Source organism: Candidatus Nitrosotalea okcheonensis, from assembly GCF_900177045.1.
GTDB lineage: Archaea > Thermoproteota > Nitrososphaeria > Nitrososphaerales > Nitrosopumilaceae > Nitrosotalea > Nitrosotalea okcheonensis.
Genome location: NZ_LT841358.1, coordinates 1,148,620 through 1,161,053, shown reverse-complemented (window position 1 = coordinate 1,161,053; position 12,434 = coordinate 1,148,620). Strand labels below are relative to the sequence as shown.

15 protein-coding genes and 1 tRNA gene are annotated in these 12,434 nt (G+C 37.8%); 7 read left to right on the top strand and 9 right to left on the bottom strand.

All coding sequences use genetic code 11. The features are described from left to right. Positions 1-28: 28 nt before the first annotated feature. The 3 genes from BQ3481_RS06900 to BQ3481_RS06890 are packed head-to-tail and all read right to left on the bottom strand — an operon-like array spanning position 29 to position 3,502. Positions 29-2,344: a valine--tRNA ligase gene (locus BQ3481_RS06900; RefSeq protein ID WP_157927616.1), complete on the bottom strand. Its 2,316-nt coding sequence runs from the start codon at positions 2,342-2,344 to the stop codon at positions 29-31. Positions 2,345-2,346: 2 nt separating this feature from the next. After that, positions 2,347-3,168, bottom strand: coding sequence for a 6-pyruvoyl trahydropterin synthase family protein (locus tag BQ3481_RS06895; protein WP_157927615.1), 822 nt, complete (start codon positions 3,166-3,168; stop codon positions 2,347-2,349). 55 nt (positions 3,169-3,223) lie between these two features. After that, positions 3,224-3,502, bottom strand: a complete 279-nt coding sequence (locus BQ3481_RS06890; protein WP_157927614.1) for a 4a-hydroxytetrahydrobiopterin dehydratase — start codon at positions 3,500-3,502, stop codon at positions 3,224-3,226. 59 nt (positions 3,503-3,561) lie between these two features. On the opposite strand from BQ3481_RS06890, the gene BQ3481_RS06885 reads away from it, so the two are divergent. Then, on the top strand, positions 3,562-4,350 hold the full coding sequence (locus tag BQ3481_RS06885) for an asparagine synthase C-terminal domain-containing protein (protein ID WP_231911755.1): 789 nt from the start codon (positions 3,562-3,564) through the stop codon (positions 4,348-4,350). Here the strand turns inward: BQ3481_RS06885 and purB are convergent. Then, a complete protein-coding gene (gene purB, locus BQ3481_RS06880; RefSeq protein WP_157927613.1) occupies positions 4,322-5,683 on the bottom strand; it encodes an adenylosuccinate lyase in 1,362 nt (453 codons plus the stop codon). The two genes, BQ3481_RS06885 and purB, sit on opposite strands and share 29 nt — an antisense overlap. 94 nt (positions 5,684-5,777) lie before the next feature. On the opposite strand from purB, the gene BQ3481_RS06875 reads away from it, so the two are divergent. The 4 genes from BQ3481_RS06875 to BQ3481_RS06860 all read left to right on the top strand — a co-directional run bounded on the left by BQ3481_RS06875 (position 5,778) and on the right by BQ3481_RS06860 (position 8,283). Then, the gene (locus BQ3481_RS06875) at positions 5,778-5,915 is read left to right on the top strand and encodes a hypothetical protein (RefSeq protein WP_157927612.1); all 138 of its coding nucleotides are present in this window, start codon (positions 5,778-5,780) and stop codon (positions 5,913-5,915) included. 57 nt (positions 5,916-5,972) lie between these two features. Beyond that, on the top strand, positions 5,973-7,424 hold the full coding sequence (locus BQ3481_RS06870; protein WP_157927611.1) for an RtcB family protein: 1,452 nt from the start codon (positions 5,973-5,975) through the stop codon (positions 7,422-7,424). Next, the gene (locus tag BQ3481_RS06865) at positions 7,421-7,876 is read left to right on the top strand and encodes a DNA-binding protein (RefSeq protein ID WP_231911754.1); all 456 of its coding nucleotides are present in this window, start codon (positions 7,421-7,423) and stop codon (positions 7,874-7,876) included. Before BQ3481_RS06870 ends, BQ3481_RS06865 begins: the two co-directional genes overlap by 4 nt. Positions 7,877-7,959: 83 nt before the next feature. After that, complete coding sequence (locus BQ3481_RS06860; protein WP_157927610.1) at positions 7,960-8,283, top strand: hypothetical protein; 324 nt, start codon at positions 7,960-7,962, stop codon at positions 8,281-8,283. On the opposite strand, the gene BQ3481_RS06855 is transcribed toward BQ3481_RS06860, so the two are convergent. Genes BQ3481_RS06855 through BQ3481_RS06845 form a run of 3 tightly spaced genes read right to left on the bottom strand, consistent with a single transcriptional unit; the run spans position 8,280 to position 10,956 of the window. Next, positions 8,280-8,684: a 30S ribosomal protein S11 gene (locus tag BQ3481_RS06855; protein WP_157927609.1), complete on the bottom strand. Its 405-nt coding sequence runs from the start codon at positions 8,682-8,684 to the stop codon at positions 8,280-8,282. The genes BQ3481_RS06860 and BQ3481_RS06855 overlap by 4 nt on opposite strands. A gap of 30 nt (positions 8,685-8,714) precedes the next feature. Continuing rightward, positions 8,715-9,674, bottom strand: a complete 960-nt coding sequence (gene thiL, locus BQ3481_RS06850; RefSeq protein ID WP_157927608.1) for a thiamine-phosphate kinase — start codon at positions 9,672-9,674, stop codon at positions 8,715-8,717. Next, the gene (locus BQ3481_RS06845; protein ID WP_157927607.1) at positions 9,658-10,956 is read right to left on the bottom strand and encodes a phosphomannomutase; all 1,299 of its coding nucleotides are present in this window, start codon (positions 10,954-10,956) and stop codon (positions 9,658-9,660) included. The genes thiL and BQ3481_RS06845 overlap by 17 nt, the downstream gene beginning before the upstream one ends. Positions 10,957-11,009: 53 nt before the next feature. On the opposite strand from BQ3481_RS06845, the gene BQ3481_RS06840 reads away from it, so the two are divergent. Beyond that, a tRNA-Thr gene (locus BQ3481_RS06840) sits at positions 11,010-11,083 on the top strand. 30 nt (positions 11,084-11,113) lie between these two features. On the opposite strand, the gene BQ3481_RS06835 is transcribed toward BQ3481_RS06840, so the two are convergent. Together BQ3481_RS06835 and BQ3481_RS06830 are read right to left on the bottom strand one after the other, a co-directional pair. Then, positions 11,114-11,269 (bottom strand): hypothetical protein, encoded by a 156-nt coding sequence (locus tag BQ3481_RS06835; RefSeq protein WP_157927606.1) that lies wholly within the window; start codon positions 11,267-11,269, stop codon positions 11,114-11,116. Positions 11,270-11,455: 186 nt separating this feature from the next. Then, a complete protein-coding gene (locus BQ3481_RS06830) occupies positions 11,456-11,716 on the bottom strand; it encodes a winged helix-turn-helix domain-containing protein (RefSeq protein WP_157928501.1) in 261 nt (86 codons plus the stop codon). A 160-nt stretch (positions 11,717-11,876) separates the two neighbouring features. Here BQ3481_RS06830 and BQ3481_RS06825 point away from each other — a divergent pair, with 160 nt between their 5' ends. Then, positions 11,877-12,419, top strand: coding sequence for a YkgJ family cysteine cluster protein (locus BQ3481_RS06825; RefSeq protein ID WP_320410687.1), 543 nt, complete (start codon positions 11,877-11,879; stop codon positions 12,417-12,419). The last annotated feature ends 15 nt before the right edge of the window (positions 12,420-12,434 follow it).

The window sequence follows — 12,434 nt, the reverse complement described above, 5'->3', positions numbered from 1 at the left end:
ATTTAAGTTCTAATTTGTGTCTTTTTGTCTAGACAATGTTGTGCATGGCTTTGAGATCTTTTGCAAAGGGTTCCAAGCCTGTTGGAATCGCAATCTTTACAGTATCTTTTAGTGATAGGCTCATACTTTTTTTCTTGTTCCAAACTTCGGAATTGAATTCAGTTATCTCTTTTGTATGTCTTGTCCAATCTTCGTGTCCATCAGGTTCTACAAATTTTTCATGATGTATGGTATTTTTAGAATACAGATTCTGCCATAGATAATCTGTGATAAACGGCGTAATTGGTGCAAGCAGTGTCAAAACTGAAGATAATACCTTATGAAGTGTGAATATTGCCCCGTCTCGTTCTTCTTCTGTAAATCCAGAGCTATACGCCCTTCCTTTTACCATCTCAATATAATGTGCAGCAAAAAGATTCCAGACAAATTCTCTTAGTGCAGTAGCTGGTACAAAGAAATTGTATTCGTTGTATCCTTTTTTACATTCTTCAATTACCTTATCAAGCTCAGAGAGTATCCACTTGTCAGAAGGACTCAGTTTTCCGGATTTTATTACCGGAAATCCGGACAGAAATCTTGAGACATTCCAAAGTTTGCTTAGGAATTTTCTGGTTGTCTCTATTTTTTGTTCAGAGCATCTAAAATCATATCCCAGATTAATCTCACTTGCACTCCAGAACCGGAACGTATCTGCACCAAATTTTTGTATTATTGGTAGCGGATCAATCACATTGCCCTTACTTTTACTCATCTTTGCACCATGTTCATCCACACCATATCCCATTATCCACGCATCACTCCATGGTGTCTTGCCAGTGAGTTGTTCACATCGTAGTATGGTATAGTATAGCCATGTGCGGACAATATCTTTTGATTGGGGTCTTATAGTAGTAGGATATGTTTTTTTGAAAAATTCCTCATCTTGCTTGTATTTGGTTATGTAAAGTGGCGATACACTAGAATCCATCCAAGTGTCAAACGTACGCTGCTCACCTACAAATTCTGTGAAACCACATTTGATACAATTTGATATTGGACTTGGATCTCTCCATGGTCTATAGTATTTTCCAGATTCTGGTACATGTGGTTCGTTGCATTTTTTACAATACCAAATGGGTATTTCTGTGCCATAAAATCTTCTTCTTGAGATTGGCCAGTCAATTGATATTGATTCCAGCCAATTCATCAAGATCTGCTTGTGCATCGCAGGATGGAAATCAATCTTTGAACCAAGTTCCCTTATCTTGTCAACTGAATCTTTTTGTTTTAGATAATATTCTTCCATGGAAATAATCTCAATTGCTGTCTTACTTCTCTCAGATATTGGAGTTCGATGATTGATGTTCTCTATTTTTTCTACCAGACCTTGGTTTTGCAAGTCTTCAATTATTTTTTCTCTTGCTTGTTTTACCTTGAGACCTGCATATGGTCCTGCAACCTCTTTCATTCTACCATTCATTCCTACTGCTGCAATTTCTTCTAGCTTGAGATCTCTAAATAATGCAACATCATTTTGATCGCCATAACTACAGACCATTACTGCTCCAGAACCAAATTCTTTTTCAGCGGAAGGGTGTGTCCTGATCTCTACTTCCCTGTTTATCAGAGGGATGATGACTTTTTTTCCAATAATGTCTGTATATCGTTCATCTTCTGGATTCACAATCACTGTCTGACACGCGCATAACAGCTCTGGTCTAGTGCTTGCAATGATCATGGTTTTTTCTGTCTCTTTTACCTTGAACTTCATGTGAACTAGTTTAGTGGGAATCTCTTCGTAGACAATCTCGGCGTCTGCTATGGTGGTGCCTGTTACCCAATCATAGTTGTTGGGTCTATTTGCAAGGTAGATCTGTCCCTTTTTCCACATGTCAATGAATGTAGATTGGGTCAAGGTACGATATTTTTCAGAATCTGTTCTGTAATATTCTGTAAAATTACCGCTAAGGCCAAGACTCTTCATGATTTGTATCATCTCTGCCTCCAAATCATCTAGCGCTGTTGCACAAAGCTTGAGAAACTCTCCCCTTTCTGTCTCATGCATCCTAATTCCATGTTTTTTCTCGGTGTATAGCTCAACAGGTAGACCATTTCTATCAATTCCTATTGGGAATAGAACTTTTTTTCCAAACATTCTTGCAGTTCTTGCAATCATATCTATCTGAGCATAGTGTGATGCAGCTCCAATGTGCCATGGTCTTCCTGATGGATACGGCGGAGGAGTGTCAATTACAAATATGTCTCCCTCCGGTTTGAAATCATAAATGTGAGATTCTTCCCATTGTTTTAGAATTTCTTTCTCAATCTCAGGATTCCAAGCAGTTTCCTTGATAGTCGGTTCCATGTCTAGATCTTTGAAATTTGTGATATAATGTGGGCTCCCTTGTTATAACCCTCATACACATAGACCCCCACGGCTTCAATATTTTTTGGCATCTTTGGAACAAGTAGCTTGATTAGTTCTGTAGATAAATTCTCAACAGTTGCCTCGCCCTTCAATAGATAGGTTGTATTCCTTGGAACTTGGAGATCAAATCTTCCCTTTGGACCGTCAAATCCAATGTTATAATGTTGGTCATCTTCTTTGATGAGATATTTTTCATTAATGAAAAATTTGTGATCTAAAACTGAGATGACTTCCTTGATTATCTTTTTTGCTTCTCCAAAGTCCATCAATAAATTGTTCTTCATTTCTCCTACTAATTCTACTGTGACTGATGATGTATGGCCGTGTAGGATTGAACATTTCTCCACCAAGGGCAATATGTGCGCATAATCAAATGCAAATGAAGGATCTTCCATGAATATGGAACCTGTCTGTACCTCCTGAGTTTTGTAGAGAATTACGTCTTGTAGCTCTGATAGCCTTGCTGCAAACTTTGGATGTCCCAATGCAATTATCTTTACATCAGGCAATTCTGCTTTGAGTTCTTTGTATTTTGCAATGTCAATTTCAGTATCTATTACTTCGATTAGACCCTTGTCAGTTTTAAAATCTACACTTATCTTCTTTCCATTTTTTAGAGTTATGGAATAATCATACTGGTATTCGGTTTGCAAAAATTCCAGCATCTGTGCTATTGAAAGTTCGGTTCTACTTTTCAAAAGATTTCCTTTACTATCTATATATCTAAAATCTGAATCCAAAATTGTAGAACCCGTTGACATTTGAACAATTCTGCTCAATCCGTATATAAATTCTGTACAGGTGTTATGATGGTATTTACTTTAGCGAATTCAGAGTTTTCGCAAGGAATACATCATTTTGTGTTATTCCACCAGCATCATGGGTCACCAAGTCTATTGAAATCTTGTTGTATACATTAAACCATTCTGGATGGTGATTCATCTTTTCAATATGTATTGCTGCCTTGCACATAAAACCAAAGGCTTCAATAAAATCTTCGAATACAAAATCCTTGTGTAGCTTTCCGTTTACTATACTCCATCCCTGCAATCCTTGCAATTCGACTCTGATCTGTTCTTCAGTTAGTTTGAACATTCTCTTGCAATTTTTTACAGAATCCTATATTTAACTCTCAAAGTAAACCTATTCTGAAAATGGTGCCTGTAATGCCCGAACTTGAAAAAGAATTACACACACAAATGGTTCAAGCCATTGAAGGTACAAAGGGCTCTGGAAAAATAGGAATATCTTTTTCTGGTGGAGTTGATAGCTGTCTTTTGGCAAAAATTTGTCAAGATTTGGGTTACAATGTATTGCTTTTCACAATGGGCTTTGAGGGTTCACATGATGTGGAATTTTCAAGAAGAATGGCCAAAGTTCTTGGTATGAATCATGAGATAGAAATAATCTCCGAGAAAACATTTGGAGATGTGGCAAAAAAGATCTGGGATGAAATCAATGTAGATAATCTGTCTTGGAATGAAAATTGTATTGCGTTTTATTATGTGGCAAAACTTGCACAAAAACACAAAGTTACAAAGGTGATGACTGCCAATGGAATTGATGAGCTTTTCTGTGGATACAACGCATATAGAGACTCGATCTCAGAGGGAAAAGATATGGTGCTTGAGATGATGGAAGATAAGATACTCAACGAAACAAGAATGATGAAGGCAGTAAATCAAATTGTGTCTGAATTTGGCGTCAGTATTGTACAACCATTTTTGTCAAAAGAGTTTATAGGATTTGCAAAATTGGTTCCACTGGAATATAAAATAAAAGGCAAGGACGATTTGGTCAGAAAACATCTTATCCGAAAACTTGCTGTATCAATTGGAGTTCCAGAAGAGTCTGCGCTAAAGCTCAAAAAAGCAATGCAATATGGCTCTTTAATTCACAAAAATCTATTAAAAGTCAAGAAAACTTGGAACATGAATTTTTGACCTTGTTTGATACCTTCTTGATTATGTCAAACGATGCACCAAGGTGATTTTCAGGAATGAAAATTTTGTCTATCTCTTCATTAGTTAGATGAGCCGAGAATGCCTTGTCATTTTTTACTGCCTCTTTAAAATCTGTTCCATCTTCTAAAGATGCAAATGCTACCCGTTGTATGTCTCTGTAGGCCTCAAATCGCGGAACCCCTTTCTGTATTAATGCATCAAGAACAAATTCTGCAAATATCTGCCCTCTTGTTATTTCAAGATTCTGTCTTATCCTGTACTCATTTACAAATAAGGAGCTGACGATTCTTGTCATGGTACCAAGCATTTCATCAAGCAAAATGGAACTTGTTGGAATGATAAATCTCTCATTTGCAGAATTTGACAGATCTCTTTCATGCCATAGTGGTATGTTCTCAAACGCTACTGATATCTGACTGCGCAATAGTCTTGAAAGCGAAGTCACACGCTCGCTCTTTACGGGATTTCTCTTTACGGGAACTGCACTACTTCCCATCTGGCCTTTCTTGAAAGATTCTGCAACCTCGCCAATCTCTGTTCTCTGAAGATTACGGATCTCTACAGCAATTTTTTCAAGTGTAGATCCAATCAAAGCCATGTAAAAGATAAATTCTGCATATCTTTCACGTGCAACTATTTGGGTTGTGACCTCTGCAGGATATAGTTCAAGCTTCTGCGCTACTCTTTTTTGCACCTCCAACGCTTTTGCACCCATGAGAGAGCCAGTTCCTACCACGCCAAGAGTTTTACAGATCAATACTCTTTTCTTGATCTCTTCGATTCTTTCTACATGTTTTGACATCTCAAGTGACCAGTTTGCAAATTTTAAACCAAATGAAATGATGCTTGCATGTTGGCCGTGGGTTCTGCCTACTGCTGGCAATCCCTTGTATTTGATTGCCTGATCTGCTAAAATAATGGCTAGTTTTGCAACCTTTGGCTCTATTATTTGTAAAGTATCACGAATTTGCAATGAATTGCTTGTATCTACTAGATCATTACTTGTCAAACCATAATGTATCCAAGGTTTTGCAGAAGGTTTGCAGATTTCACTGAGGGCTTCTACCAACGCTGCTGTATCGTGATCACTTTTTGCCTCTAACTGTTTTACTCTTTTTACTGAAATCTTGCCAGATCTTGCCATCTTTGATATGTTCAAAGCTGCATCCTTTGGAATCATCTTTATCTCTGACTGAGACAGGGCAACTGCTGCTTCGATATCTAATTGATATGTTATCTTTTTTTGATCATCAAAAATCTCCTTCATTTCATCAGTACCATAACGGCCGCTATCTATTGGAAGAATTGGCATGTTTGGGATCAGTTGATCAAGGAAAATAAATCTACTTGTATGAATCTAGATTAAAACCGACACTTTTTTCTATGCTTGTGAACAAATCAAATCTATGGACTCTGATAAAAAACTAGAAAAAAATAACCTAGAAAACAAAATCAATGACGATCAACTAGGTGATGATACTGTTTTACTTGATGGAAAGACACTGTATGACTTGTATCGACATACTGCCAAACTGATTAAATGACTTGATCTCATACTCATGATTTAAATTGTGTACAAATACCTTTTTTCGCAGAAAGGGATGTCGTCACTAATTCCAAAGAAAATACGAGAAATGGAGTATCGTATTGAGGCTGATCCATCAAAAGGTATGAAAGTTCCGGTAACCATTTACGCCGATGACAAATTATTGCAAAAAATGCTTACGGACAGAACTATTCAACAAGCAGTAAATGTATCCACAATACCCGGAGTTCTCAAGCACGTTGTAGTTCTTCCAGATGGTCATGAGGGTTATGGCTTTCCTGTTGGTGGAGTAGCTGCTATGGACGCACAAGAAGGCATGATTAGCCCAGGAGGGGTAGGATATGATATCAACTGTGGTGTGAGACTAATCAAAACAAGTCTCATGGAAAAAGATGTCAGGCCAAGACTCAGGGATCTTGTTACTGAATTATTTACATCCATTCCGTCCGGAGTAGGATCTAAAGGTGCTGTAAAATTGACCTCATCTGATCTTGATGAGGTTCTCGTAAAAGGAGTACAATGGGCAGTTGATCACGGATATGGCTCAAATGATGATGCTGACGTGTGTGAAGAAAATGGACAGATAAAAAATGCCGATCCTGGAAAAATATCTCCTACTGCACGCAAGAGAGGTGCGCCACAACTTGGAAGTCTTGGTTCTGGAAATCATTTCCTTGAGGTCCAGCGTGTTGATCAAATTCATGACAAAGAGGCTGCTAAAAAGATGGGAATTTTTAATGAAGGACAAATTACTGTACTGATTCATTGCGGTTCAAGAGGTTTTGGACACCAAGTATGCAGTGATTATCTAAGAGTATCTGAACAAGCGCTCTCTAAATACAAAATAAATCTAGTAGACAGAGAACTTGCATGTGTTCCAAATTCTTCAGAAGAGGGAGAGTCGTATAGAAAAGCAATGTTTGCCGCATTAAATTATGCATGGAGTAACAGGCAAATGATAACACACTGGACAAGAAAAGCCTTTGAAAGAGTTTTCAAACAGTCAGAATCTGACCTTGACATGAAACTAATCTATGATGTTGCTCATAACATTGCCAAAGTCGAAAAACACAAAATTGATGGTGAGTTACGATCAGTTGTAGTTCATAGAAAAGGTGCAACAAGAGCATTCCCGCAAGGAAGAGACGAAATACCACGAAAGTATCGAGACATAGGCCAGCCTGTCTTCATACCTGGTTCTATGGGTACTGGCAGCTGGATTTTGTTGGGAAAGCCAGGCTCTATGGATTTGAGCTTTGGTTCTACTGCACACGGTGCAGGGAGGATGATGTCAAGATCTGCAGCACGAAGAAATTTCACAGAAGGCCAAGTACAAAAATCATTGAATGATAAAGGAATTTTCATAAAAGCTCTTACACGAGAAGGTGTGGTGGAGGAAACGCCTGAGGCATACAAGGATGTTGATGCTGTAGCAAATGTATCTCATGAACTTGGAATAGCTACAAAAGTAGCAAAGCTTGTTCCAATTGGGGTAATCAAGGGTTGATTGACGAAGACAAAGAATTAGAACTTCTTAAAGCAAAAAGAATGCTTGAGATGCAAAAAAATATCTCACAAAGACAACGAATTGAAGAGGTCAAACCTGAATCAAAAATACAGAAGCTTTCTCCTAGGGATATTGTTCTCAAACAACTTGGATATAGGGGAGAAGAGGTACTTCAGAATGCAGAATCACAATTTCCTACTGAGACCAAGCTCGTCGTAGAAAAACTTGCAGAGCTTATTCAAGGAGGGGAAATCACTGAAATCATTGATGGGGGGAAATTATTGACATTGTTCAGATCTGTTGGAATTCATGTAAGAATACAAACTACAATAAGTGTTGAACAAGATGGTAAGATGGTATCTTGGTCAGATAAGCTAAAAGGTCAAACCAAGTCAACGTCAGAATCTACAGAGCCTGTATCTTCTAATGACTCTCCAAGTACAAACATCTGATAATTGCTAGGTGCAAATAATTTCTTACATCGTGTATGTCTCAAGTAAGTTTATTATTTGTACATCCTGATGGATGGTTGTTTATGCACGGCAGAGCTACTATTCTTGAGATTGCAACAACCAAATATGAAATTGACCTAGAGATTGTTTCCGCTGCCATGGATGAATTACAGACTCTCTGTGGTGTCAAGGAAGGTTTTCTAATAAGCAAACCGATGGAAAGATTTGGTTGGGCCTTTTTCAAAGTATTGATAAAGACAGAACTTTTCTCTGGGATGGAATTGAAACTTGGAGATCAAATTGCAAAAACCAAAGGAAAAAAACTCGAAGATAAATTTATTGCCTTTATGACAAAATTCTTTGAAAACAAAAACGCCAAAGTAAAAGTGAAGCTAGTAGACGACTAGACTCTTCTTCCTCTTTTACCACCCTTCTTTCTGGTAGTATCATGAGGAATTGGAGTTACATCATCAATTCTTCCAATCTTGAATCCGCCTCTTGCTAGAGCTCTGATTGCTGCCTGTGCACCTGGGCCTGGAACTCGTGAACCGACTCCGCCTACTGCTCTTACTCTAATGTGAAGACCTGTAAAGCCCTTATCATGTGCTGCCTCCACTACTGCTGCAGTTGATTTCATTGCAGCATAGGGGGATGATTCGTATCTGTCTGCATTAACATGTCGTCCACCGGAACTAATTGCTACGGTCTCTGCACCGGAAACATCTGTGATGTGCACTATGGTATTGTTAAAACTACTGAAAATATGAGCTATGCCCCATTTTTCCTTAGCTTCTTGTGCGGACAACATTTGAAGACTCTTTAACGGGTTTAAAAAACATTAGGATCTAAGGTGTGTCCAACCGCATCTCTTTATGACTCTGAGTCCGTCATTGTCAACCAAAACCACGTTTTTTCCGTTGGATACATAACCTATCTCATATAATGAAACATTCATTTTCTTTGCTAAATTTCTAACTCTATTCAAATCTCTTGGATGTACTGTGAATACAATTTCATACTCCTCGCCGCCACAAAACACTAGATCCTCAAAATTCATTTTATTTTGACGTGCAAATTTGATTACATTATTTTCGGTGGGCACACTGGTTATCACAAATTTTTTTTTGCTCTGTTCACTCATATCGTTTAGCGTTATAGCAAGTCCATCACTAGAATCCATTGATGAAGAAAAATATCTAACAGCCTTTAATCCAAAATCTAATCTGGGATTTGGTCTAAAGATTGCATTTCTGAATCTTTTTGCAGTATTGGATTCTGCCTTGTAACCATCCAGAACAATCTTCAAACCTGCTGAAGAATGGCCAAAAGGCCCTGATGTTATTATAATGTCTCCTGTTTTTGCACCTCCTCTTGATGGCATTTTCTTGTTGCCATCTCCAAACATGGATACTTCTATGACCAGCTCCTTTCCTTCATTTGTATCCCCTCCTACTATGTGCAATCCAAACTCCTCGGCTGACTTCCGAAAACCGTTTGCCAACTCATTGATCATTTTTTGAGTAAAACCACGTGGTATTGCTAGTGCAATAGTAGCAAATATGGGCTTGATTCCCTTGCATGCAAAGTCGCTCACACATGAAACCAAACTTTTTCTTGCAATCTCTCCCAGTTTCATCCCTGTAGGAACGTCAGTGCTTTGTACCAACATATCTGACTTTACAACAAATTTAGCATTTTTTATCTTCAAGACCTCGACATCTTCTGGTTGAAATCTTGATTTCTTTCCGAATCTATTTTGAAATGTCTTGATTATTTTTGTCTCATCTGGACTCTTCATAGCTTTGTTTAACCAACTTGGTGATCTGTTTTTCTATTTCTTTAGCTTTACTCAAATCATTTGACTCTGCAGAGATCCTGATAATGTGTTCAGTATTTGATTGTCTTACCAAGACCCAACTATCCTCATCTATTATTGATTTTATTCCATCAATTGTTATTATCTGACTTGATTGTTTCCTCATTTTTTTCAAAAGGATTTCAAGTGTTTTTTTATGAAGTTTCGAATCTACACTAACCTTGGTTCGTACTTGATGATACCCTTCCATGAATTTGTTTATGTCTTCAAACTGTTTTGTCCCAACCATTGATGCAATAAGACCGCTTGTAAGAAGACCGTCTCTGCACATGTTAAACTCTGGTAGGATAAATCCTGCACTGCTTCCTTCTCCACCAGCTTGTGATTTAGTTTTTAACATCAAGTCCACAACATTTGCTTCTCCCACTTTTGATCTGTTTACTTGACCACCTTCCTGTTTGATAAATTTCTCAATTGTAATACTTGTGTCTATGCTGAGAACAAATTTCTTGTATCCTTTCTCAAGTGCACCTGCTACGCCAAGACCTAGTGTTACATCTGGTGATTGTTTTTTACCGTTTCTAACTACGACTAGTCTGTCTCCATCAAGATCAAAAGCAAAACCTATGTTTGCTTTTTTTGATGCATGAACAAGCTCTGACAATTGATCGTTTGTGGGATCTGGACTTCGAGTTGATCTGCCAGGTGTACCGTTGATGATGCTTACTTTACAACCTAATCTTCTTAACAACTGTGGAGCGACACTAAATGCTGCCCCTCCACCAACATCTATTGCTATTTTTGATGATTTTTTTATATCGCCAATTACTTTGATAGCCTCATCGATATAACCTGAGTTGACTTGTGTTTCAATTCCAATCGCTTCTCTTTGAAACATGTCTTTCTTTTCCAAGTATTCTAGTTCTGATTCGTTGATGCCTCTCCCATCTAGAATGAACTTGAGGCCATTCCATTCTAATGGATTGTGTGAAGAAGTAACTATCAAACCGCTTCCATATTTTCTTGCCTCTCTGAAAATAACGGGAGTAGGGGACGTACCTAGATTGTACACTGATACTCCTCTCTCTAAAAGTGAAGCAATTGCAACATTGGTTACAATTTCGCCTGATGGCCTTGTATCTCTGCCTATTACACATTTTTTTGACTTGACAAGACGTGAAAAATTTCTGCAATAATGGATTATGTCTTCAAGATTTAGGTCACTGCCAAAAATTCCCCTAACTCCTGAAATTGATACTTTCAATGAATCAAAAGCGCAAAGGCTTTTTATAAACTCTGATTACATTGCGAACCACTGCCTCGATAGCTCAGCCTGGTAGAGCGAACGCCTCGTAAGCGTTAGGCCGCGGGATCGAATCCCGTTCGAGGCTCTATTATGTTATAAAAATATTATGTGCTAACTATAGTCTGCTTTCATCTTTTCGTTCGTCAAGGGATTCTATGTCTAATTCTAATTCTTTTGCAAGTCCTTTCCACCATACTAGTGTCTCTCCCACAATTACTCCCCTTTTGATAAACCAAACCACACCTTTATAGATCTGTCGGTTCTTTGACATGATTCCTAGGATCGATCATTAGATCTAAGTTGTTTATTGTATGGTTTATCAAAAATTTGTTTGCTGTAAGTTGTGTCTGATCAAATCCGGGGATGATCTTTCATAAAAAAATTACATTTATAATTTTTTTAAAATTTTATAAAATAAGATATCTAATCTCTGATCTAAAATAATGAAAAAATTGGCTTAGAGCTCTAAACCAAAAGAATCTGCGAGATTCTGGAATCTTTCGTATGTTTCCAGATATTGCTTACCTTTTGATGTTATGACAAATGTGTTCTTGCCGTCGTATTCTATCTTATTCATTAGGCCTGCACCGGTGAGGTTGTCTATGAATTTTGAAAGTCTCGAATGTGATAAGTTTGCCTTGGTTAGAAGTGATGTTACATTAATGCCGTTCATACCGCTTTCTTCTGTTACAGTAAGCAAATCTCTTACTATCTGCATGCTTGTTCTATATGCTACCATTGTTAGAAAGTATAAGAATTGGTGATATAAGGGTATTACTATTTATGCCCTTTGGAAACCTTATAGGGATCAGATCTTGTCTTTGATGAAAGGAGATTTATCCTTTTTTAGCATATGGAAGATATTGGATTTTTCTTGTGTGGAAGAATGTTCTCAATGTTGCATTGAACGAGAGTATTATCCTACGATACAATTTGGTAAGATTGGTGTGCTTGTCATGCCTGAAGAAAAAGAGAAAATGGTATCACTGGCAGAAAAAAATGACATCGAAGTAACAATCCTGCCAAGAATAGGTGTGTCTGAAACAAAATCTGAGCCGAAAACAATACTTGCATATCAGATGATGGGAAAGGACATGGATGGTAATACTTGTCCATTTCTTGATACAAAATCAAGTAAAAGATCTCCCCATGGAGGATATGTATGTAAAATATATGAAAACCGGCCGCTTGCATGTAGGGCATATCCTGTAATCCAGTCTTTACCACTAGGCCTTGACCCAAAATGCAAATTTTGTCAAAGTTGTGGTACACCGTCTGGGAATGTGAATTCTGAATTGGAATCTTTAATTCTGATACAAAAAAAGATGGATACCAAAGCGCCATACATTTGGCGCTATGCTACTGGCACAGGAGAATCACAAGATAAGGATCTAATCAAAACTGGCTGGTTTCTAATTTGACCTGTTTACTCTTTC

Bases quoted from the DNA above. Each gene is read 5' to 3' on its own strand.
- BQ3481_RS06900 (WP_157927616.1), bottom strand. From the start codon at position 2,344: ATGGAACCGACTATCAAGGAAACTGCTTGGAATCCTGAGATTGAGAAA.
- BQ3481_RS06895 (WP_157927615.1), bottom strand. From the start codon at position 3,168: ATGTCAACGGGTTCTACAATTTTGGATTCAGATTTTAGATATATAGAT.
- BQ3481_RS06890 (WP_157927614.1), bottom strand. From the start codon at position 3,502: ATGTTCAAACTAACTGAAGAACAGATCAGAGTCGAATTGCAAGGATTG.
- BQ3481_RS06885 (WP_231911755.1), top strand. From the start codon at position 3,562: ATGGTGCCTGTAATGCCCGAACTTGAAAAAGAATTACACACACAAATG.
- purB (WP_157927613.1), bottom strand. From the start codon at position 5,683: ATGCCAATTCTTCCAATAGATAGCGGCCGTTATGGTACTGATGAAATG.
- BQ3481_RS06875 (WP_157927612.1), top strand. From the start codon at position 5,778: ATGGACTCTGATAAAAAACTAGAAAAAAATAACCTAGAAAACAAAATC.
- BQ3481_RS06870 (WP_157927611.1), top strand. From the start codon at position 5,973: ATGTCGTCACTAATTCCAAAGAAAATACGAGAAATGGAGTATCGTATT.
- BQ3481_RS06860 (WP_157927610.1), top strand. From the start codon at position 7,960: ATGCACGGCAGAGCTACTATTCTTGAGATTGCAACAACCAAATATGAA.
- BQ3481_RS06855 (WP_157927609.1), bottom strand. From the start codon at position 8,684: ATGTTGTCCGCACAAGAAGCTAAGGAAAAATGGGGCATAGCTCATATT.
- thiL (WP_157927608.1), bottom strand. From the start codon at position 9,674: ATGAAGAGTCCAGATGAGACAAAAATAATCAAGACATTTCAAAATAGA.
- BQ3481_RS06835 (WP_157927606.1), bottom strand. From the start codon at position 11,269: ATGTCAAAGAACCGACAGATCTATAAAGGTGTGGTTTGGTTTATCAAA.
- BQ3481_RS06830 (WP_157928501.1), bottom strand. From the start codon at position 11,716: ATGCAGATAGTAAGAGATTTGCTTACTGTAACAGAAGAAAGCGGTATG.